At 67.9% G+C, this 20,759-nt stretch carries 15 protein-coding genes; 9 read left to right on the forward strand and 6 right to left on the reverse strand.

Going from position 1 to position 20,759, the window contains the following annotated elements; translation table 11 throughout:
• Positions 1-663 carry an HNH endonuclease gene (locus tag CSW60_RS15930; RefSeq protein ID WP_099539157.1) on the reverse strand — a complete coding sequence of 221 codons (663 nt, stop codon included), beginning with the start codon at positions 661-663 and terminating at the stop codon, positions 1-3.
• A 131-nt stretch (positions 664-794) separates the two neighbouring features.
• On the opposite strand from CSW60_RS15930, the gene CSW60_RS15935 reads away from it, so the two are divergent.
• Complete coding sequence (locus tag CSW60_RS15935) at positions 795-1,733, forward strand: DMT family transporter (RefSeq protein ID WP_099538291.1); 939 nt, start codon at positions 795-797, stop codon at positions 1,731-1,733.
• On the opposite strand, the gene CSW60_RS15940 is transcribed toward CSW60_RS15935, so the two are convergent.
• Positions 1,730-2,239: a hypothetical protein gene (locus CSW60_RS15940; RefSeq protein ID WP_143324200.1), complete on the reverse strand. Its 510-nt coding sequence runs from the start codon at positions 2,237-2,239 to the stop codon at positions 1,730-1,732. The genes CSW60_RS15935 and CSW60_RS15940 overlap by 4 nt on opposite strands.
• Before the next feature lie 155 nt (positions 2,240-2,394).
• On the opposite strand from CSW60_RS15940, the gene CSW60_RS15945 reads away from it, so the two are divergent.
• From CSW60_RS15945 to CSW60_RS15980, 6 genes are all read left to right on the forward strand, one after another.
• Complete coding sequence (locus CSW60_RS15945; protein ID WP_099538293.1) at positions 2,395-2,781, forward strand: hypothetical protein; 387 nt, start codon at positions 2,395-2,397, stop codon at positions 2,779-2,781.
• Positions 2,782-3,007: 226 nt separating this feature from the next.
• The gene (gene ptsP, locus CSW60_RS15950; protein WP_099538294.1) at positions 3,008-5,272 is read left to right on the forward strand and encodes a phosphoenolpyruvate--protein phosphotransferase; all 2,265 of its coding nucleotides are present in this window, start codon (positions 3,008-3,010) and stop codon (positions 5,270-5,272) included.
• Positions 5,273-5,457: 185 nt separating this feature from the next.
• Positions 5,458-6,534 carry a RodZ family helix-turn-helix domain-containing protein gene (locus tag CSW60_RS15955; RefSeq protein WP_099538295.1) on the forward strand — a complete coding sequence of 359 codons (1,077 nt, stop codon included), beginning with the start codon at positions 5,458-5,460 and terminating at the stop codon, positions 6,532-6,534.
• Between the two features lie 181 nt (positions 6,535-6,715).
• Positions 6,716-7,855 carry a flavodoxin-dependent (E)-4-hydroxy-3-methylbut-2-enyl-diphosphate synthase gene (ispG, locus tag CSW60_RS15960; protein WP_099538296.1) on the forward strand — a complete coding sequence of 380 codons (1,140 nt, stop codon included), beginning with the start codon at positions 6,716-6,718 and terminating at the stop codon, positions 7,853-7,855.
• A 282-nt stretch (positions 7,856-8,137) separates the two neighbouring features.
• Positions 8,138-11,140 (forward strand): hypothetical protein, encoded by a 3,003-nt coding sequence (locus tag CSW60_RS24315; protein WP_161495654.1) that lies wholly within the window; start codon positions 8,138-8,140, stop codon positions 11,138-11,140.
• A gap of 79 nt (positions 11,141-11,219) precedes the next feature.
• Positions 11,220-11,738 carry a glycine cleavage system protein R gene (locus tag CSW60_RS15980; protein WP_099538298.1) on the forward strand — a complete coding sequence of 173 codons (519 nt, stop codon included), beginning with the start codon at positions 11,220-11,222 and terminating at the stop codon, positions 11,736-11,738.
• 3 nt (positions 11,739-11,741) lie between these two features.
• On the opposite strand, the gene CSW60_RS15985 is transcribed toward CSW60_RS15980, so the two are convergent.
• On the reverse strand, positions 11,742-13,499 hold the full coding sequence (locus CSW60_RS15985; protein WP_099538299.1) for an aspartyl protease family protein: 1,758 nt from the start codon (positions 13,497-13,499) through the stop codon (positions 11,742-11,744).
• 315 nt (positions 13,500-13,814) lie between these two features.
• On the opposite strand from CSW60_RS15985, the gene CSW60_RS15990 reads away from it, so the two are divergent.
• Entirely contained in the window at positions 13,815-13,979 is a 165-nt protein-coding gene (locus CSW60_RS15990) for a hypothetical protein (protein WP_099538300.1), read from the forward strand.
• A 6-nt stretch (positions 13,980-13,985) separates the two neighbouring features.
• Here the strand turns inward: CSW60_RS15990 and CSW60_RS15995 are convergent, their stop codons facing one another.
• Together CSW60_RS15995 and prfA are read right to left on the reverse strand one after the other, a co-directional pair.
• Positions 13,986-14,753: a pseudouridine synthase gene (locus CSW60_RS15995; RefSeq protein WP_099538301.1), complete on the reverse strand. Its 768-nt coding sequence runs from the start codon at positions 14,751-14,753 to the stop codon at positions 13,986-13,988.
• Between the two features lie 58 nt (positions 14,754-14,811).
• Positions 14,812-15,882: a peptide chain release factor 1 gene (prfA, locus tag CSW60_RS16000; protein ID WP_099538302.1), complete on the reverse strand. Its 1,071-nt coding sequence runs from the start codon at positions 15,880-15,882 to the stop codon at positions 14,812-14,814.
• Positions 15,883-16,101: 219 nt separating this feature from the next.
• Between prfA and CSW60_RS16005 the strand changes: the two genes are divergently transcribed.
• A complete protein-coding gene (locus CSW60_RS16005; protein ID WP_099538303.1) occupies positions 16,102-18,312 on the forward strand; it encodes a bifunctional diguanylate cyclase/phosphodiesterase in 2,211 nt (736 codons plus the stop codon).
• 162 nt (positions 18,313-18,474) lie between these two features.
• Here CSW60_RS16005 and CSW60_RS16010 read toward each other — a convergent pair whose 3' ends face one another.
• Positions 18,475-20,751: a TonB-dependent receptor gene (locus CSW60_RS16010; RefSeq protein ID WP_099538304.1), complete on the reverse strand. Its 2,277-nt coding sequence runs from the start codon at positions 20,749-20,751 to the stop codon at positions 18,475-18,477.
• Between the last annotated feature and the right edge of the window lie 8 nt (positions 20,752-20,759).

Genomic DNA, 20,759 nt, shown 5'->3' on the forward strand with positions numbered 1-20,759 from the left:
TCAGGCGAGCGTGCGCCTGAGGATCCGTTCCAATCCGTCCCAAGGCGATCGCATTGGCGGCGTCATCCGGGGGTCCAGCAGGCCTACTTCCTCAAGGGTTCGCGACACGCGACCATAGTTGCAGCCAGCGCAGGTGAGGACCAAGTTGCTCAATGCGTTGGAGCCGCCTCGGGCGTGCGGAAGAACGTGGTCGTACTGCAGCCACATGCACTGGAACGCCGCGTGGCATGTCTTGTTGGTGTTCCCCCAGTAGGCGGCCGTCGGGTATGCGCGTGTGAAGAAGCGTCGCACTTCGGGCCTTATCAGCGGCATGCGGCAGAAGACGCACTGGTGACCATAGTGCGCGATCAATGTCGCGCGTTCGGCGGCGTTGGGCATTCTGGCCTTCACGCGCTCATGAACCAGCAGATGCGGCGCGGGATTAGCCACCACGCGGACGCGCAGGTAGAGCGCCTGTTCCGGATGGGCCTTCGCCGATCCCCAGAGCGACTCCGTCCATGCCCTCACCGCCGGGAGGTCGGCGGCCGCGAGCGCGACTTCCGCGGCGCGAGAATTGCCGGACAGGTGTTGATCGGCGGCTTCGCTGAGCAGCCGCGCTGCTTCGAAGATCTCGGGAATTGGTTCGCGAAAGCAACGTCGAGGCGCCAGGAAATCGGCGTCCATTAAGGATTCGAGCATTCTTCCGACCTTGGTGTCGCTCCCCGGTGAGCAAGCTTAGCCAGATCGGTAGTCCGCGCCAAATCCTCGCGAGCTTTCGCCAAGTCAACGCCCGCGCCGTCTGTTACGGAAAGTCCATGACCCCCTCTCGCAACCTCCTGCTCGGCCTCTTGTGCGGCGTGATCGCCGGGGCGTTCTGGGGCGGAGTGTTCCTGGCGCCGAAGCTGCTGGCGGACTTCACGCCGCTGCAGGCGACGGCGGGGCGGTATCTGGCCTATGGGCTGGCGGCCGCCGCGCTGCTCATCCCGAGCTGGAAGAGCGTCATGGCTCGGATGGACGGCCACGACTGGCGCGATCTCGTCCTGCTGAGCCTGCTGGGCAACCTGATCTACTATGTCGGTCTGGCGGTCGCGGTGCAGAGCGCGGGCGTGGCCCTGGCCTCGCTGGTCATCGGCCTGCTGCCCGTCACCATCACCCTGGTCGGCGCGAAAGCGGGGGAGGGGACGCCGCTTCGCCGGCTGATCGCGCCGCTGGCCCTGATCGTCGCCGGCGGGGTCTGCATCAATCTCGACGCCTTCGCCGCCGCTGGACGGGCGGGCGCTGGGCGGACGCTGGTCGGCCTCGCCGGAGCGCTGCTGGCCCTCGCCGTTTGGACCGCCTACGCCGTGTGGAACGCCCGGCGGCTGGCCGCCACGCCGAAGTTCAACAGCCACGAATGGTCGCTGCTGACCGGCGTCGCCACGGGCCTGCTGTCGCTGGTGCTGGTTGTCCCGGCCTTCGCCCTGGGCGGCGAGGCGCACGCGGCGGGCTCGTGGGGCCTGTTTTGGGGCGTCAGCTTCGCGGTGGCGATCGGGGCGTCGGTGATCGGCAACGGCCTGTGGAACGCCGCCAGCCGCCTGTTGCCGCTCTCGCTGTCGGGCCAGCTGATCGTGTTCGAGACGGTGTTCGCCCTGCTCTACGGCTTCCTGCATGACGGCCGCTGGCCGCGCCCCCTCGAGAGCGCGGCCATCGTGCTGATGCTGGCCGGCGTGCTGTGGTCGGCGCGCCGGCATCGGGCGGAGGTGGACCTGGCCTAGGTCCGAGGCGTTCGAGCGGCGACGAGCAATAGGCGCTGGCGCAGCCACCACAGACCGACGATCGAGAAGAACAGTAAAAGGGCCGTGCCGAGTGTCTTGCCGAGCGGGCCAGGTGCGCCGCCGCGACCGGCCTCCTCCAGCGCCGTTGCCGTCTGACCGATGCAGAACAGGAAGGCGGCGAAGAATAGGAAGGCGGCCGGGCTGTTGTCCATCGACAGTCCAAAGATGATGGCGACGGCGTCAATGATCGGTGGGGCGGCGAAGACGTACGGAATCCAGCCGGCTCGGGGGCGTTCAGGCAGGGAGGCTGTCGAGACCGTATAGACCGACCAGATCCAGCCGAGGTCCAGCGCGACCACGATCCAATTCAGCGCCTCTGAAAGCGGTTCAAGCCCTTCGATCAGACCAACGGGCCTGCCAAGGAGATTGAGCCCGAGAATAGCCAGGGTGAGCACCCATGGCGGGGCGGTCACCAAGCGTTGCGCGGTCGCCAGCCCAGGCGCCAAGGGCGTCCCCTCATCCAGAGTCGATCGTCCATCTATGAACGAGTCCGCGAGACGCTCGAAACTTTTTTCACCTAAACCGAACCTGAACGGCCGGTCCCGATCGGGTTCAGGCTCAGGGGTCTAGAACTCTTATCAACAGATATAGGAGACCCGCCATGACCACCCTCGGCAAGTTCACCAAGACCGCGATCGCCGTCACCATTGCCGGCGCTCTGGTCGCCCCCGCCACCGCCGCCTTCGCCGGCGAGAAGACCGAGCGCGCCATCCTGGGCGCGGTGATCGGCGGCGTCGCCGGCGCGGCGCTGGGCGACGGCAAGGGCGAGGCGGTCGCCATCGGCGCGGTCGCCGGCGCGGCCCTGGGCGCCACGACGGCCAAGGACAAGTACGACCGTCGCTATAGCCAGAACTATCGCTACAGCCCGCGCTACGACAACGGCCGCTATTACAACAGCGGCTACCGCGACAACCGCTACGCCTATGACCGCTACGAGCGCCGTCATGACCGCCATGGCGACCGCTACGCCTACGGCTACCGCCGCTAAGGCCTCGAGGTTCCTCGCGGAAGTTCCGATCCCTCCTTCCGCGAGCAAACTGCGCCGTCTCCTCAGGAGGCGGCGCTTTTTCGTGCCGCCGCACCTAAACGTCGTTCCGTTGCGCGCGGCGGGTATCGCGGCGGCGAAATCTGCTATAGCCCCCTCTGGAGAACGGAGTGGTTCGGGCCCGGGCAAGGGGCCGTCACTTCAGGGTTAGGGAGCGCGCTTAAGGCTCATGGCGGCATCCGGCATCGCCGTTCGAGGACCACGAAGCCTGCTTCGGCAGATTCGAGAGGCCATGGCCGGGGGCGGCCCCGCCCAGGCCAAGCTCGACATGGTGGTGCGCACCATCGCCATCTCGATGGTGGCGGAAGTCTGCTCGATCTATCTGCGCCGCGCGTCCGGCGACCTCGAACTCTTCGCCACCGAGGGCCTGGCCCGCGAGGCCGTCCACGTCACCCGCCTGAAGCCGGGCGAGGGCCTGGTCGGCGAGACCATGCGCCTGGGCCGGCCGCTGAACCTGTCCGACGCCGCCAGCCACCCGGCCTTCTCGTACCGCCCGGAAACGGGCGAAGACCCCTACCACGCCTTCCTGGCCGTGCCGCTGCTGCGCGGCGGTCGCGCGATCGGCGTGCTGGTCGTCCAGAACCGCACCGAGCGGGTCTATGACGAGGAAGAGGTCGAGGATCTGCAGATCATCGCCATGGTGCTGGCCGAGATGGTCAGCTCCAGCGAACTGCTGGGCGCCGACGAGCTGAAGGACGTCGAGCTGGCGCCGCACCGGCCCGAGCGGCTTAAGGGCGCGCGGTTCGCCGAAGGGCTGGCTTACGGCGTGGCGGTGCTGCACGAGCAGCCGGTCGCCCCCGAGCAGCTCTTGTCCGACGACGCCCTGGCCGAGGAGGCCCGGCTCAAATACGCGATCGAGACCCTGCAGACCCAGATCGACCAGATGCTGGAGGGCCAGCACGGCCTGGTCGGCGCGTCCTACGAGGTGCTCGAGACCTATCGGCTGTTCGCCCATGACCGCGGCTGGAACCGCAGTCTGGAGGAGGCCGTGCGCTCGGGCCTGACCGCCGAGGCGGCCGTCGAACGCGTGCGCTCCGAGCACCGCGCGCGTCTGGGCCAGGCCCGCGACCCCTATCTGCGCGAGCGGCTGCACGACCTGGAAGACCTGAACGACCGACTGCTGCGCCACCTGTCGGGCGACGTGCATCACGTCCGGGTGCTGCCCGACGACGCCATCCTGATCGCCCGGAACCTGGGTCCCGCCGACCTGCTGGAATACGACCGCACCAAGCTGAAGGGCATCCTGCTGGAGGAGGGCAGCGCCGCCAGCCACGCCGGCATCGTGGCCCGGGCGCTGGACATCCCGTGCGTGGGCCGCCTGGCCGGCCTGCGCGATCGGGTCAGCGAGGGCGACCCCGTGGTTGTCGACGCCGAGACGCAAGAGGCCTGGCTGCGGCCGCGTCCGGACGTGGTCAAGGCGCTGAAAGTCCGGATGGAGGTCCGCGCCCAGCGCAAGGCCGAGTTCGCCCGTCTGCGCGACACGCCGCCGATCACCAAGGACGGCTCCAAGGTCACCCTGCTGATGAACGCGGGTCTGGCCGTCGATCTCGACATCCTGGCCGAGACGGGCGCCGAAGGCATCGGTCTCTTCCGCACCGAGTTCCAGTTCATGGTCGCCGAGGAGCTGCCGCGCCTGGAGGCCCAGACCAGCCTTTACGAGAAAGTTCTGGACGCCGCCGACGGCATGCCGGTGACGTTCCGCACGCTGGATCTCGGCGGCGACAAGCTGCTGCCGTACATGGAGCTGGAGCGCGAGGACAATCCGGCCCTGGGCTGGCGCGCCGTGCGCATGGGCCTTGATCGTCCCGCCCTGCTGCGCATGCAGATCCGCGCCCTGATCAAGGCTGCCAATGGCCGGCCGCTGCGGGTGATGTTCCCGCTGGTGGCCAATGTCGACGAGTTCCGCGCCGCCCGCTCGTTCGTCGACCAGGAGGTCGCCTGGGCCCTGAAGCGCGGCCGTCCCTCGCCGTCCCGCCTGGACGTCGGGGCGATGATCGAGGCCCCGTCGCTGCTGTGGCATTTGGACGCGCTGTTGCCGATGACGGACTTCGTCTCGGTCGGCACCAACGACCTGATGCAGTATCTGTTCGCCGCCGATCGGGGCAATCCGAAGGTCTCGGACCGCTATGACCCGCTGTCGCCGGCGGCTCTGCGGGCGCTGAAGACGATCCAGCAGGCGTGCGCCGATACAGGCACCCAGGTGTCGGTCTGCGGCGAGATGGCGGGGCGTCCTTTGGAGGCTTTCGCCCTTGTGGCGCTGGGTTTTGATCGTCTTTCGATGCCGCCGGCCGGCATTGGGCCGGTCAAGCAGATGGTCCTCTCGCTGGATCGCGAAGCCGCTCGCCGCAATGTCGAGGCCCTGCTGAAGGGCTCGGGCGGATCGCTGCGCGGCGAGATCGAGACGCTGGCGCGCAAGCTTTACGTGGCTGTGTAGAACGCCGTTATCCGGTTAGGGAAGCGGCGCCGGTAAGTACATTGAATCCGGATACTTAGTTTGCTACCCACAAACACTCGTTAAGAATTTCGTGCATGATGGAGTCGGGGAAGCTTCCACGCTTCGCCAACGATCTGCACCAGGCGGTTTGAGTTCCAAGCGGTTTTCGGGGGCGCTTAGTCAGTATGCCGCGAGATATGGGCAACGTGGAGCGTTTGCATCTCGACGAGGTCGAGACGGACCAAGCGCCGTTCGCTGTCGCCGACCTCGTGTCGGACGCGCCCGTCCAGGAGCCGCCCGCCGACATCGGCGCCGCCCTGAAGGCCGCTCGCGAGGCCCGGGGCCTCAGCCTGCGCGAAGTCGCCGACGCCACCCGCATCCGTCAAAGCTATGTCGAGGCGCTGGAGGCCATGCGCCTGGAGGAGCTGCCCTCGCGTCCCTTCACCATCGGTTACGTCCGCGCCTACGCCGCCCTCTTGGGCATGGACGCCGCCGCCGCCGTGGCCCGCTTCAAGGCCGACGCGCCGGACGAGAGCGCCGAGCTGCGCGAGCCCGTCGGCGTGCGCCGCGAACGCGATCCGCGCCTGGGCCTGATCTTCGCCGGCGGCCTGCTGGTGGTCGGCGCGATCCTGCTGTGGAACGTCGCCCAGCGCGCCATCGCCAAGGACGCCCCGCCGCCGCAGATCGCCCCGCCGGCCGCCTCCACCCAGGTCCAGGCCCACGCGAACAACAGCCAGGTCGCCCTGGGCGCGCCGCTGCCCGCGCCGGTCGAGTCGACCACGCCCGAGCCCTACAAGACCCCCGGCCTCGACGACGCCGCCGCCAACGGCGGCTCGGTCGACGCGGCCAAGGCCGCCGCCAAGGCGCGCGAGGAAGCCGCCGCCCGCGCCGGGATCGTCGATCCGGCCCACCAGATCCAGGTCGGCGCGCCATTCAAGCCCCGGGGCGCCATGCTGGGCGCCGCGCCGGGCGAAGGCTCCGGCGTCGTGCTGCAGGCCCGCAAGGCCGCGACCCTGGTCGTGCGCGGCGTGGACGGCCAGGTCTATTTCGCCCGCGCCCTGACGGCCGGCGACGCCTATCGCGCGCCCCGCACGCCCGGCCTGATCGCCGACGTCTCGGACCCGATGGTGTTCGAGGTCTATTACGGCGGGGCCCTGGTCAGCCACCTGCCGTCGGCCTCGACCGCGCTCGGCAAGCTGGTTCCCGCGCCGAAGGCGGCGCCGGCTCCGGCCGTGGCGCAAGCGGCGCCAGCGCCCCAGTAGTCCCCTTCTCCCCTTGCGGGAGAAGGTGGCCGCGAAGCGGACGGATGAGGGGTTGAGAACCCGATCCGCCGACGTCTTTCGACCCCTCATCCGTCGCCTGCCGGCGACACCTTCTCCCGCAAGGGGAGAAGGAGACGTTCAGGGCCTTCTATCGCGCCCTAAGACCCTCTAAATTACCGCCATGTCCGCAGACCACACGTCCGTCCGTCCCTGGCGCCAGATCACGCGTCGGCCCTCGCGCAAGATCCGCGTGGGCGCCGTCGAGGTGGGCGGCGACGCGCCGATCTCGGTGCAGTCGATGACCAACACCCTGACCAGCGACGCCAAGGCGACGCTGGAGCAGATCCGTCAGCTGGAGGAGGCCGGCGCCGACATCGTCCGCGTCAGCTGCCCGGACGTCGAGAGCACCCAGGCGTTCAAGACCATCGCCCGCGAGGCCAAGGTCCCGCTCGTGGCGGACATCCACTTCCACTACAAGCGCGGCATCGAGGCCGCCGAGGCCGGCGCGGCCTGCCTGCGGATCAATCCGGGCAATATAGGCAGCCCCGACCGCGTCCGCGACGTGATCCAGGCCGCCCGCGACCACGGCTGTTCGATGCGCATCGGCGTCAACGCCGGCTCGCTTGAGCGCGAACTGCTGGAGAAGTACGGCGAGCCGTGCCCCGAGGCGATGGTCGAGAGCGCCCTCAACCACGCCCGCATCCTGCAGGATCACGACTTCCACGAGTTCAAGATCTCGGTGAAGGCGTCCGACCCGTTTCTGACCGTCGCGGCCTACTACCAGCTGGCCGAGGCCATCGACTGCCCGCTGCACCTGGGCGTCACCGAGGCCGGCGCCACCCGCACCGGCACGGTGAAGTCCTCGATCGGCATCGGCTCGATGCTGTGGGCCGGCATCGGCGACACCATCCGCGTCTCGCTGGCGGCTGACCCCGTCGAAGAGATCAAGGTCGGGTTCGACATCCTCAAGTCGCTGGGCCTGCGCCACCGGGGCGTCAACATCATCGCCTGCCCGTCGTGCGCGCGGCAGGGCTTCAACGTCATCAAGACCGTCGAGGCCCTGGAAGAGCGCCTGGCCCACATCGCCACGCCGATGTCGCTGTCGATCATCGGCTGCGTCGTCAACGGCCCCGGCGAGGCCCTGATGACCGACATCGGCTTCACCGGCGGCGGCGCGGGCGCGGGCATGGTCTATATGGCCGGCAAGCCCGACCACAAGCAGTCGAACGAGGGCATGATCGACCACATCGTAGAGCTGGTCGAGAAGAAGGCCGCCGAGATCCAGGCCGCGAAGGCGGCTGAAGCCCTGGCGGCGGAATAGAACGGGCGCTCTGGGGCGCCTGCCGCAGGTCTGATCATGCTCGCGGCGCGGGCGGAGCCTGGTGCGCGCCGCTTCAAATCAAGAACTTTTTATCAACCTCCACGATCGCGCTTCCGAGGTTCTCGTCTATCGGGTATGCCTCAAGCAGGCCCGATCTTGGATCGTCGGCACGGTGCGCGCCCAGGCTGCGATTGCAACGTGGTTGGTCCCTATGAGCGACGGCTGAACAAGCGTGGAAAGTAACCTGCCCCGAACCGCGTAACCGCCATAGGGACCTGCGCGATGCCGACGATCACCTTCAGCGAGCAAGGGCTGGGCGCAAAGAACCCTGTCTTCAAGGCCTCGAACAACACCGTCTACACAACTGGCGTAATCGTTAACGACTCCGCTCAACCCGCCAGTCCGGCGCTCGCCGCGAACGCATCCTATCTCGGACCCGTCTTCGTCTTGTTCGATGCGCCTGTTCAGTCGGCCAGCGTCAATGTCGGCTATTTCGATCGGTCGAGAAGCACGCTGGTCGAGTTCTACGACGCGACCGGCAAGGTGCTGGCGAGCTTCGAGAACACCAGGACCGGGATCCAGACCTTCTCGTTCAGCAGCAACACTGGCATCGCGGCCATAGCGGCGATCGACGCGTTCGTGGACCAGAAAGGCTTCTCGCTGGACACCGTCGTCTTCAGCGACCCGGCCAACACCCTGACGCCGCCGACGGTCGGCAAGGCGGTTTTGGGGACGCCGGAGCGGAACCTGGGCGCCGTAGGCGCCAAGCCGATCGTCATCGTCGACTCGGTCGGCGGGGCCGACGCCAGCGATCGCTTCTCCTTGACCGCCTCGAGCGCCGGAACCGCCAAGGCGACCATCTTCCTGAACGACAACCCGTCCAAGGCGCTCACCTTCACGCTCCAGATCCTGGCCGGTTCGAACACTGTCCTGGTGGCCCCGTCCCCGGTCTATGCGACGGCGCAGTCCTATACGCTGAAGCTGGATTTCACGCCGAGCACCGCTGACAGCGACGCGGCGGTCGATAAGTGGGCCCGTGAAACTCGGGATAAAATCCTTGCAGGAACCATAGATGCTGAAAAGACTAAATTCGATATTATGAGGATTGTAGAAGAAAATGTAAAGAACTCGGATGACGCTGTGAAGCTATTGGGTAGGCTTAAGGCGTCTTTTGGTATTCTTGGGTATCTTTTAGAAATTGATGTGGCTGCTCGAGAAATATACGCATCCAAAGATCCCGCGAAGGAAGCTGTCGAGCAGGCTGCGGACTTTCTTGTGAAGGGTGTCTCAACTTTAGGGGCCGTAAGGGCTGTGGCTTTTATAGGCGGGTTTGTCACAGGGCCAATCGGAGCGGCGATCTTGGGGGCGCTCGGCGGTTTCGCCGGAAGCATCATCTATACGTTGGAGTTTAGTGACTTAGTGAAGGAAGAGGCAGGGGCGGCATTCGACAAGTATAGGTCGTCGCTGCATCTGACCGCCGAGGTGGCGCTGTCGAACGCAGAGGCCGCGTCCTCCGCCGCCGCGGTCCCGGACATCAATTTCGCCAAGCTCGCCTTCGATCCCGACTACTACCTCAACACCTATGCCGACGCCCGGGCGGCGGTCCTCTCCGGCGCGGCGGCCAGCGCCTATGTCCACTACATCCAGATTGGCTCCGGCCTGGGCTACAAGCCGAGCGCCAACGCCGACCCCATTCCCCAGAACCAGATCGCCCTCTGGAGTCCGACGGCCAATCCCGCCCAGGGCTATAATGGCACGGTCTTTACCGCCGCGGTCGGCGCCTTCGCCGGCGACGGCCTGTCGAAGACCGAGGCGGCGTTCGCGGCCTATCTGAATGATCGGCGCACCGACGGAACCGAACTGGGCGTCGACAAGACCCTGACGGTTCTGGCCAACCGCGTGGCGCGCGACTGGGCCGTCAACAACCCCGTGGCGCCGCAGCTGGCCTTCGACCGCGCCAATCTCGAGGGTTGGGCCGCGACCCTGTCGAACGGCAAGTCCGTGGCCGCCGCCTTCGCGAACTTGCCGCAGCTGCCGGCCGGCGCGGCCTTGGCGAACCTGAAGGTCGTCGCGATCTATTCGGCGGAGACCGACGCGGAGAAGGTCTTCCAGGCCTTCTTCAGCGCGCCGTCGGGCGCGGCCAGCCTGCTGGGCGTCGACTACAAGAGCGTCGGGGTCGGCGAGTTCGGCGGGGTCTGGATCCTGCTGTTCGCCGCCGCGGCCAGCACGCAGGCCGCGATGAACGACAGCGCCACGGTCAGCGTACAGCTGTTCGGGGACGATGATCGCGACGTGCTCTACGCGGGCGGCGGCGCGGGCGTTCTGGCCGGCGGCGGGGGCGCCGACGATCTCGTCGGCGGGCCATCGGCCGACACCCTGACGGGCGGCGGGGGCGACGACCTTCTGGATGGCGGGGCCGGCGTCGACATGGCGCGATACGGCGGCAGGGTTCGCGACTATGCCGTGACCGTCGAGAGCGACGGATGGAGCGTGGCGGATATCCGGACCCAGGCCCTGGACGGCGCCGACAGGCTTCGGAACATCGAGAGCCTGGCGTTCAGCGATCGCACGGTCAAGCTGTCAGACCTCAGCCCGGCGATCGCCATGGCGGTGGGCGGCATCCTGCGGCAAGGCTTCGTCGATGGCGCCGCCGGCGACCTGACGGCAAAGCTCTCCACCTCCGTCGCGAGCGGCGCGCTGTCCGTCAGCGGCGCCGTCGCCCAGATCGTCCGCGAAGCGGGTTCGACGAGCTCGGTCGCGACTCTCGCCTACCAGTTCTTCACCGGCAAGATTCCGGGGCAGGCGGGGGTGGATTACCTCGTCTCGCCGACAGGCCCCAATGCCAACAACCTCAACAGCGCGTACTACCAGTCGTTCAATCTCGAGAACCGCTACATCAACTTCGCGGTCAACCTCGGTAAGAACGGCGAGGGCAAGGACGGGTTCGCGGCCAAGTACGGTGGCCTCAGCCTCTTCGACGCCACGCGCGAGGCCTATAAGACCATCTTCGGCGCGGCGCCCACCGACTCCAAGATCCATGCTCTGATCGATCAGCGCGTCAACTATTTCGCCTCGTATGGCGGAGACGGGGCCAATGGGATCGGGACCAAGGCCGCGATGGTCGGCTGGCTGCTGGCCGAGGCGCAAAAGGCCGATGTGGGGGTGATGGCGCGATCCAACGACGCCTGGCTGACCGATCTTGCCGACGGGGCCGCGCCGTTCGCGATCGACATCCTCGATCCGGCCAAGGGCTACTACAAATCCGAGTTCATCTTCGGCGGGTGATGGCCGGCGTTCGCGCCGACGCATTGACAGCGGCGCGGCCGCGTGGCGGGCTCCGCCTCCCATCTGTCGGAGCGCCTTCATGATCACCCTGATCCTCAGCGTCGTCGGCAGCGACCGGCCTGGCCTGACCCAGGCCCTGGCCAGCGCCGTGCTGTCGGCCGGCGGCAACTGGCTGGAGAGCCATCTCAGCCAGCTGGGCGGTCTCTATGTCGGCTCGGTGCTGATCGAGCTGGAGCCGGGCCAGGAAGAGGCCCTGCGCGCGGCCGTCTCGGCGGTGGACGCCCACGGGCTGGAGGTGCGGATCGCGCCGACCATCGAAGCGCCCGCCGCGACCGGCGAGCTGCTCCAGCTGGGCGTTGTCGGCCAGGACCGGCCGGGCATCGTCCACCAGGTCACCGGCGTGCTCAGCGACCTGGGCGCCAATATCGAGAGCTTCGGCTCGCGCCTCAGCATCGAGCCCCACCAGGGCGCGCCCCTGTTCCACCTGGACGCCCGCCTGCGCCTGCCGCCGGGCCTGACCGCCGACGCGGTGCAGGACGCCCTGGAGGCCATCTCCGGCGAGATCATGGTCGACATCGCGCTGACCCCGGCGGGTTAGGGCTCAGCCTTCCAACTGGTAGCGCTTGATCCGCGCGGCGACGCCGGGATTGATCTCCAGCGCCTTGGCCTTGTCCGCGTCGGCCTCCGCTGTCTTGCCCAGGCGGCGCTGGACAAGGCCGCGCGCGTAGAGTGTCCAGGCTTCGCGAGGCGATCCCTTTACGGCCGCGTCGTAGTCGGCCAACGCCTTCTCCAGTTCGCCGCGGCGGAAGCGGACCAGGGCGCGGCTATCCAGGAAGGCCGGATCGCCAGGATGCAGGCGCAGCGCCGCGTCGCAGTCGCTCAGCGCCTTGTCCAGCTCCCGGTTCAGCAGCGCCCGCGCCCAACAGCGGCCGTTCAGGGCCTCGGCGCGGGCCACGTCCTCCGGATGGCTTTTCAGCCAGAGATCGTAGTTGGTCAGGGCCTGCTCGGTCGCGTCCAGGGCGCCATACAGCCGGGCCAGGGGCAGTCGGGCCTGGGCGGACGGCGCCAGGGTCTCGTCCGCCGCCTTCAGATCGGCCAGCGCCCCGGCCGGATCGCGCGCGCCGCGGCGCAGCTGGGCGCGGGTCAGGCGCGCCTCGGCGTCCTTCGGATCCAGCGCGATGGACTTGTCCAGGTCGGCCGCGCCGAGCAGCAGCTGACGGTTGGACAGGCGCGCCCGGGCCCGCTGCAGCAGGTAGTCCGCGTCGTTCGGCTCCAGCGCGATGGCCTTGTCGAAATCGGCTATGGCGGCGTCGAACTTGCCGTTCGAGGCCAGCACGGCGCCTCGCCGCGCATAGCCCGGCGCATCGGTCGGCTCGGCGGTCTTGTCGGTCAGGTCCAGCGACTTGCCGGAATTATCAACCGCGCCCTTTGGGCTGATCCCGAACAGGGGACCGCCCTCATAGGTGAAGAACATCCGCCGGTTCTGGTTGTCGACGAAGACCCGGTGGCTGAGGAAGAAGTCGACGCCGATCAGCATGTCGGCGTTCCCAAGCGGCCCGTCGAAGATCCGCAGGAAGGGCTTGCTGATCATCTCGCCGCCGATATCGATCTTGTCGAAACGCGCCTTCCACGTCCGCACGCGCTTCTGGCCGACGCCCGAGCTGAAGCCCTCCAGGGGCAGGCCGTCCTTTTCCGGATTGACGCCCAGGCGCTTGGCCGCGTCCAGCGAGAGCGCCGAACTGGAGGCGCCGGTGTCGAACATCGCCTTGAGCTTTACGCCGTTGACCTCGACCGCGCCCATCGTGTGCCGGTCGCCGTCCTCCATCGAGTCGATGCGAATGACGGTGAAAGGCCTGTCTCCGGCCCAATAGGCCAGGCCGATGTCGCCGCAGTCCCCGGTCTTCATGAGCCGGACGGCGCCGTGGGTCAGGTCGTACTCCACGCCCGCCAGGCCGAGAATGTTCTGGCCCAGGAAGCCGGCATAGCGCGTGGAGCTGCCGCCGACCGCGAATTCGATCCGCGACAGCTTCTGCCCGGCGATGACGAACTCCTTGACCGTCGCCACGCCGAGCGAGGTTTCGCCGCCCAGGCCTTTCAGGCGCGCGTTCCCCAGGTTGTTGATCGAGAGGCCGAGCTCCTGGGCCGCGCCGGCCGACATCGTGCTGTAGAACGCGCCGCTATCGACGATGAAGCGAGCCTCGCGTCCATTGATCTGGGCCGTCATGACCGGTGACGGGCCTTCCATGGTGACGGGAAGCTCCGCCAGCTTCATGACTTGGCATTTGGACGCCGCCAGGGTCTGGGTGGACAGCAAGGCCAGCGCCAGGGCGGCGCCCGAGACGCGCAACGCGGAAAACATCAACGACACCTCGCCCTTAGCGACAGCGAAGCCGCTCTACTCGCAAAGCGATCTTCCTACGCCGACGCCCGCTCGGCAAGCGTCTCCCCCGGCTCTCCGGGCCGCGTCCTTCAGCCGCGCCCCTTGAACCAGACGCGCGGCGCACCATCTGTTACCCATAAGCGATCGTCCGCTTACGTTTTCGCGCCTGTTACTGAGGCCGGAGCTCAGGACGATGCTTCGCACGCTCCGCGCCGTCATCGACGGTCTTGAGCGATTTCCCACCCATCTAGCGTTTGGGACCGGCAATCTCGCCGGCCCCTGTTTTGGAACTTCATGAAAATCGTTTCTATCCGCGAGGCCGCCGCTCAGCGCGCGCCCCGCACCCAAACCTCGCAGCGCGTCGCGCCGCAGCCGGTTCGTCCGGCGCAATCCGAATGGGCCTGGCCCGGCATGACCCGCGCGGATCTCCGCGCCGAGATCATCGACCAGATCGGCTAAACGGCTCTAACCCGCGATCAGCGCCGCCCGTTCGGCGCTCGTCAGCGGGCGCCAGCGGCCTTCGGGCATGTCGCCCAGGTCCAGCGGACCGATCCGCACGCGGAACAGGTCCACCACCTTCAGGTCCACGAGGTCGCACATCCGGCGGATCTGCCGGTTGCGGCCCTCGCGCAGCACGAAGCGCAGGCGCTGGTCGGAGATCACCTCGACCTCGGCCGGCTTCAGTTCGCGGCCGTCGAGCTCGAGGCCGAAGCGCAGGAGCTCCAGCTTCTCTTCGGTCAGCTCGCCCATGACGGCGACGCGATATTCCTTTTCCAGATCCGACTGCGGGCCGATCACGGCCTTGGCCACGACGCCGTCCTGCGACAGCAGGAGCAGGCCGCGCGAGTCCTTGTCCAGACGCCCCACGGGCGGGATCAGGTCGCCGGACTGCGGGATCGCCACGCCGCGCGCGTCGCCCCACAGGTTGGCGCGGGTCAGGAGGCGCGCGGCCGGGACCTGGCCGGGGTCCGGCTGGGCCGAGACCACGCCGCGCGGCTTGTGGATCAGGTAGGTCGGGGTGGCGTCCAGCTTGGCGGTGGCCCGGTCGGCCAGCACCAGGGTCTGGCCCGGCTGGATCTTGCGGCCGACGTCCTCCACGACCTCGCCGTCGATCGAGACGAGGCCGTCGCTGATCAGCTGTTCGGCCTCGCGGCGCGAGCAGACGCCGCTCTGGGCCAGCCACTTGTTGACCCGCTGGGGCTCGGCCTCGTCGTAGGTGCGGGTCCAGGACATCAGAGCGTGATCCCGAAAAGTGGGAACCGGTTTTCGGACGAGATCATGCTCCAAGCCATTAGCCGAAGCTTTCTTCCAGGCTCGCCAGGCGCTCGGCCTGGTCCTCGGCGATCAGTGGGTTGATCACGTCGTCGAGGGCGTCGCCCTCCATGATCCGCGACAGGTTGTAGAGCGTCAGGTTGATCCGGTGGTCGGTCACCCGGCCTTGCGGGAAGTTGTAGGTGCGGATGCGCTCGGAGCGGTCGCCGCTGCCGACCTGGCTCTTGCGGGCTTCGGAGCGAGCGCTGTCCAGGGCCTCGCGCTGCATGTCGTAGAGGCGCGCCTTCAGGTTCTTCATGGCCCGGGCGCGGTTCTGGTGCTGCGACTTTTCCGAGGAGGTCACCACCACGCCGGTCGGCAAGTGGGTGATGCGCACGGCCGAGTCGGTCTTGTTGACGTGCTGGCCGCCCGCGCCCGACGAGCGATAGGTGTCGATCCGCAGGTCGCTTTCCTTGATCTCGATCTCGACGTCCTCGGCCTCGGGCAGCACCGCGACGGTGGCGGCCGAGGTGTGGATGCGGCCTTGGGCTTCGGTGGCCGGAACGCGCTGCACGCGGTGGACGCCGCTTTCGAACTTCAGCCGGCCGAACACGCCGTCGCCGGTGATCGAGGCGACGATTTCCTTGTAGCCGCCCATTTCGCCTTCCGAGATGCTGTCGATCTCGACCTTCCAGCCGTGTAGCTGGGCGTAGCGCTGGTACATGCGGAAGAGGTCGCCGGCGAACAGCGCCGCCTCGTCGCCGCCGGTGCCGGCGCGCACTTCGAGAATGGCGGAAGCGTTCTCGTCCTTGTCCTTGGGGGCCAGCATCAGAGCCAGCTCGCGCTCCAGCGCCGGCAGCTTCTCGTCGAGGTCCGCCATCTCGTCGCGGACCATGTCGGCCATTTCCGGGTCGGCGGCCATGACGTCCAGCTCGGCGCGCTCGGCGGTCAGCTTGGCCAGCCGCTCGACGGCCTCGGCCACCGGCTTCAGCTCGGCGTGCTCCTTGGAGAGCTTGACGATCTCGGTCCCGTCGGTGGCCGCGCCCATGCGCGCCTCCACTTCGCGGAAACGGTCGAGAACCTGGTCGAGACGGGCCTGGGGAAGTCGCAAGGGAGGTTTCGCGTAGCTCTAAGGGGACGGGTCGGTCTCTCTAGAACCTTTCCGGCCCAAAGTGAACGGTCGGGACGACCCGGACGCCAAAGGTCGGGCGCGGAGCGGGTGCGACAGCGGGTCGCGGCCAATTGGGCTTGGTTAGGCCGCCGGCTTAGCTTGGCCTTAGCCATTTTCGCCGAACGGTGGTCGCGAAATTTCACTCGGAGAAGCCGCGCGATGACGCGCCTCGCAAGGAAGCTGTCGGCGCCGCTGGCGATGATCGCCCTGTCCGCGGTGGGACTGCTTCTATCAGTCATGATCATCCTGGCGGGGCAGATCGACCAGGAGGCGCAGCGGCACGACCTGGCCTTGGTCGAGCGGGGCCTTAAGTCCCAGATGCGGGACATCGAGCACGCCATCGCGCCCGAGGTCACCTGGGACGAGGCCGTGCGTCGTCTGGACAACCGGTTCGATCCGGCCTGGGCCAAGGAGAACATCGCCGACTACCTGATCCAGATCGGCTTCGACCAGGTGTTCGTGCTGGACAGCCAGGACCGGCCGCGACTGGCCCAGGCGGGGCATGACGCGCTGCCCGCGGCCGACGCCCAGCGGCGGGCCGCGGTGCTGGCGCCGCTCGTGGCTCAGCTCCGCCTGAACGAGCAGGCGCTGAAGCCGGTCGCCGGTCCGCAGCTGACCGGCGTCTTCGTCACGCGGCCGACCCAGGTAAGCGCCTTCGCCAAGATCGACGAAGAGGTCTATCTGGTTACCGCCAGCCTGGTGCGGCCGGACTTCAACCACGCGGCGCTCAGGCACGCGCGGGCCCCGATCGTCGTGACGGCGATGAAGATCGGCGGACCGTTCATCGAGGCCTTCGCCGACCGGTTCCTGCTGGCCGGAACCCACCTGCACCATACCGCCGCCGACGAGCCCGGGTTCACCCACTTGCCGCTGCGAGACGCGGCCGGAAACGTCGTGGCGACGCTGGACTGGAGCCCGCCGCATCCGGGCCAGCGCCTGCTGCGCAAGACGATCGGGCCGGTGCTGGTCGTGGTCCTGGCCCTGACCCTGGCGACCATCCTGCTGGCTCGCCGCGGCCGGCTGATCGCCGAGGGGCTGATCACCAGCGAGGCGCGCGCCAAGCACCTGGCCTTGCACGACGGCCTGACCGGCCTGCCCAACCGCCTGCTGTTCGAGGAGCGGTTGCGCCAGGCGATCGACGGCCTGGACCGCAAGCAGCGGGCCATGGCGGTGCTGGCGATCGACCTCGACCGCTTCAAGGCCGTCAACGACACCCACGGCCACGCCGCCGGCGACGAACTGATCCGCAAGGTCGGCGAGCGCCTGGCCGGGGTCTGCCGCGGCGGCGAGACGGTGGCGCGCCTGGGCGGCGATGAATTCGGCGTGGTGGCGACCGACCTCGACGCCAACGGCGCGGCGATCGTCGCCGAGCGCCTCTTGAAGACCCTTTGTGGGCCGATGGAGATGTCGTTCGGCGTCCACTTCGTCAGCGGCTCGGTCGGGGTCGTGCTGATCGAGCCCTCCGAGGCCCATATCGGCGCCGCCGAGGCCGCGCGCCGCGCGGACGTCGCGCTCTATCGCGCCAAGAGCGAGGGGCGCGGCCGCTACTGCTTCTTCGAGGACGCCATGGACGCGGCCCTGAAGGCGCGGCGGGCGCTGGAAGAGGATCTGCGGGCGGCCGTGCGCAATGGCGAGGTCCGTCTCGAATACCAACCCCAGGTCGACGCCGCTGATCGGGTCGTCGGGGTCGAGGCCCTGGCCCGCTGGTCGCATCCCACGCGCGGCGACATCCCGCCCGACGCCTTCATCCCGATGGCCGAGGACTGCGGCCTCAGCGAGGAGATGGGTCGCTATGTGCTGCGGCGCGCGCTGAGGGACAGCGTCCGCTGGCGAGGTCTGCAGGTCGGGATCAACGTCTCGGCCCGGCAGATGAAGCGGGCGGGCTTCGTCGACGAGCTCGCCGAGCTGATCAAGGAAACCGGCGCCAATCCGCGCCAGCTGGCCCTGGAGATCACCGAAGGGGCGCTGCTGGGCGACGGCGAGGGCGCGCACGACACGGTCGATCGCCTGCGGCACATGGGCTTTTCGCTGGTGCTGGACGACTTCGGCGTCGGCTGCTCCAGCCTGTCCTACATCCGCCGCTACCCGATCGACCGGATCAAGATCGACCGCAGCTTCGTCACGCCGCTGGGCCTGGACGCCGACGCCGAGGCGGTGGTCGCGGCCATCGTGCGCCTGGCCAAGGCGCTGAGCCTGTCGGTCATGGCCAAGGGCGTCGAGACCCTGGCCCAGCGCGAGATCCTGAAAGCGATCGGCTGCGCCCAGGCCCAGGGCTTCCTGTTCAGCCCGCCAGTTCCGGCCGAGGCCATCGACGCCCTGCTCGCCCAAGGCGGCCGCATCCATCCGCCGGCGCAATCGGACGCGGCGTAGGGGAAGCCAACCCATTCTTGTGTCATCCCGGATAACGCCCGCGGCGTTTCCGGGATGACACGGGGTTTTGGCGAGGGGCCAAAAAAAGAAAGGCCCCGGCGCTTTCACGCCAGGGCCCAAGGGCTTGCCCCGCCAAAGCGACGGGGCAGGGGGAGGAAGTCGTTACTTCAGCTTGGCGCTCAGCGAGACGCCCCAGACGCGCGGCTCGTTGTAGACGGCGGCCATGTAGTTCTCGATCACGCCCTTGAGGTTCTTCTCATTGGTGATGTTGCGGCCGAAGAGGGCGATCTCGTAGCCCTTGTCGAGGTTCTCGTAACCCAGCTTCACGCCGCCCTCGAAGTTGCCCTTCGAGTAGAACTCCTCGGTCTTGTAGAGCACGAAGTTGGTGTAGCCCTGGACGTTCCAGTCCGTGGCGATGAACACGCGGCGGTCGTCGGCCACCGGCACGTCGTAGCGCGCGGTGAAGTTCAGGTTGTACTTCGGCGCGTTCGGCAGCGGCTGGCCGTCGATCTGGGCGAAGACGTTCGAGCCGATCTTGATCGTCGGGTTCTCAACCGTGCAGACCACGACGCCGTTCAGGGCGCAGACCTGGGCGTAGACGCGCTTGTCCTTGATCTCGCTGTGCAGCCAGCTGGCGCCGGCGGTCAGCAGCAGGTTCGGGATCGGGCGCCACTCGGCGTCGGCTTCCAGGCCATAAGCTTTCGCCTTGTCGGCGTTGAACAGCACGCCATTGCCGTTGCTGTCGTTGCCGTTCAGCTGGATGTCGCTGACCTCGTAGGTGAAGGCCGAGGCGTTCAGGCGCAGGGTGTTGTCCAGCAGGCGGCTCTTGAAGCCGGCTTCCCACGACAGGATCGTTTCCGAATTGGCGGTGGTGAAGTCGGCGTTGAACACGGCCGAACGGCCCTGGATGGTCGGGCCGCGGAAGCCCTTGGCCACGCGGGCGTAGACGCTGAAGTCGTCGGTGGCCTCGTACAGGGCCGACAGGTCCCAGCTGGGCTGGGTGTCGGCCAGGCGCACATAGCGGCGGCCGGCATAGGTGACGACGCCGGCGGCGGTGTCGGCGGTCTTCAGGAGGTTGGTCTTCTTGACGTCCTTGGTCTCGCGGGCGCCGGCCGTGATCATCAGCTTGTCGGTGACCTTGTAGCTGGCCTGGCCGAACACGGCCCACGAGGTGTTCTCGTTACGCAGGGCCACCCAGTTGTTCGGGTTGGCCTTGGTGAAGTAGGCGCGCTGGTAGAAGTTGGTCAGGTCTTCCGAGCTGAACAGCATGCCGCCGACCTGCCACTTCAGGCGGCCGTCGCTGTTGCTGGCCAGGCGGATTTCCTGGCTGACCTGGTCCAGGTCCTTCAGCTGGCCCATCGACTGGCCAAAGCCGTTCGGGACGCCATTGACCGGGAAGTTCGCCGCCGCGCCGCCGTCGGTGTCGCCGCGGCTCTTGCCCTTGGCGGTCTCGTAGGCGCTGATCGAGGTCAGGGTGACCGGACCGAAATCGTAGGCGATGTTCAGGCTGGTCCCGGCCATCTGATAGGCCTGCGGATTGTTGTCGGCCTCGTCATAGGCGACGCTGTCGCGCGGGGCGTTCGGCTTGTTCGAGCCCTTGGTCAGGGCGCTGCGCAGGAACAGGGTCGAGGTGCCGTCGTAGTCGCGGGCGTGGGCCGAGGCCAGCACGGTCAGCTTGTCGTTCGGCGTGGCCAGGATCTGCAGGCGCACGTCCTTCTCGTCATAGCCGCCCATGGCGTTCTTCTTGGGCGTGACGGTGCCGTCGGCGCTGGTCCCGGCGAAGGTGTTGTCCACCCAGTCGTCGCGGTGCTGGTAGAGGGCCGACAGGCGGAAGGCCAGCTTGTCCTGGACGATCGGGCCGCCGACGCCGCCGTCGAACGTGGTCGTGCCGTAGCTGCCGTACGAGGCCGAGAAGCGGCCTTGCAGGTCCTGGGTCGGCTTGGCGGTGTCGAACTTGATGATGCCGGCGGTGGTGTTGCGGCCGAACAGCGAGCCTTGCGGGCCGCGCAGCACTTCGACCTGCTTGATGTCGAACATCGGGTTCGACTTCAGGGTCACGTGCTCGAGGACGACGTCGTCCTGGATGATGGTCACGGGCTGCGAGGCGCCCAGATAGAAGTCGATGTTGCCCAGGCCCCGGATGTAGAAGCGCGGGAAGATCCGGCCCGTGGTGGTCTCGGCGTACAGGCTGGGGACGCGACCCGACAGGGCCAGGATGTCCTCGCCGCCGGCCTGGACGGCGCGCAGCTGGTCGCCGCCGACCGCGGCCACCGACAGCGGCACCTTCTGCAGGTTCTCCGAGCGGCGCTCGGCGGTGACGACGACTTCTTCCAGAGCCGTGGCGGGCTCGGCGGCCTGGCGAGCCTGGGCCGCCGAGGCGACGCCCAGCAGGGACACGCCCAAGAGGCACGCCAGCTTGAGGGAGGATTGAGTGCGCATGAAAGAGA

The sequence above is a fragment of the Caulobacter sp. X genome (genome assembly GCF_002742635.1).
Classification (GTDB): Bacteria; Pseudomonadota; Alphaproteobacteria; order Caulobacterales; family Caulobacteraceae; genus Caulobacter.

What these genes read in the sequence shown, in the direction of transcription:
- CSW60_RS15985 (WP_099538299.1), bottom strand. Translation starts at nt 13,499, where the DNA reads ATGTTTTCCGCGTTGCGCGTCTCGGGCGCCGCCCTGGCGCTGGCCTTG.
- CSW60_RS15935 (WP_099538291.1), top strand. Translation starts at nt 795, where the DNA reads ATGACCCCCTCTCGCAACCTCCTGCTCGGCCTCTTGTGCGGCGTGATC.
- CSW60_RS15930 (WP_099539157.1), bottom strand. Translation starts at nt 663, where the DNA reads ATGGACGCCGATTTCCTGGCGCCTCGACGTTGCTTTCGCGAACCAATT.
- ptsP (WP_099538294.1), top strand. Translation starts at nt 3,008, where the DNA reads ATGGCGGCATCCGGCATCGCCGTTCGAGGACCACGAAGCCTGCTTCGG.
- CSW60_RS16010 (WP_099538304.1), bottom strand. Translation starts at nt 20,751, where the DNA reads ATGCGCACTCAATCCTCCCTCAAGCTGGCGTGCCTCTTGGGCGTGTCC.
- CSW60_RS15945 (WP_099538293.1), top strand. Translation starts at nt 2,395, where the DNA reads ATGACCACCCTCGGCAAGTTCACCAAGACCGCGATCGCCGTCACCATT.
- CSW60_RS15990 (WP_099538300.1), top strand. Translation starts at nt 13,815, where the DNA reads ATGAAAATCGTTTCTATCCGCGAGGCCGCCGCTCAGCGCGCGCCCCGC.
- CSW60_RS15995 (WP_099538301.1), bottom strand. Translation starts at nt 14,753, where the DNA reads ATGTCCTGGACCCGCACCTACGACGAGGCCGAGCCCCAGCGGGTCAAC.
- CSW60_RS15980 (WP_099538298.1), top strand. Translation starts at nt 11,220, where the DNA reads ATGATCACCCTGATCCTCAGCGTCGTCGGCAGCGACCGGCCTGGCCTG.
- ispG (WP_099538296.1), top strand. Translation starts at nt 6,716, where the DNA reads ATGTCCGCAGACCACACGTCCGTCCGTCCCTGGCGCCAGATCACGCGT.
- CSW60_RS24315 (WP_161495654.1), top strand. Translation starts at nt 8,138, where the DNA reads ATGCCGACGATCACCTTCAGCGAGCAAGGGCTGGGCGCAAAGAACCCT.
- CSW60_RS15955 (WP_099538295.1), top strand. Translation starts at nt 5,458, where the DNA reads ATGCCGCGAGATATGGGCAACGTGGAGCGTTTGCATCTCGACGAGGTC.
- CSW60_RS16005 (WP_099538303.1), top strand. Translation starts at nt 16,102, where the DNA reads ATGACGCGCCTCGCAAGGAAGCTGTCGGCGCCGCTGGCGATGATCGCC.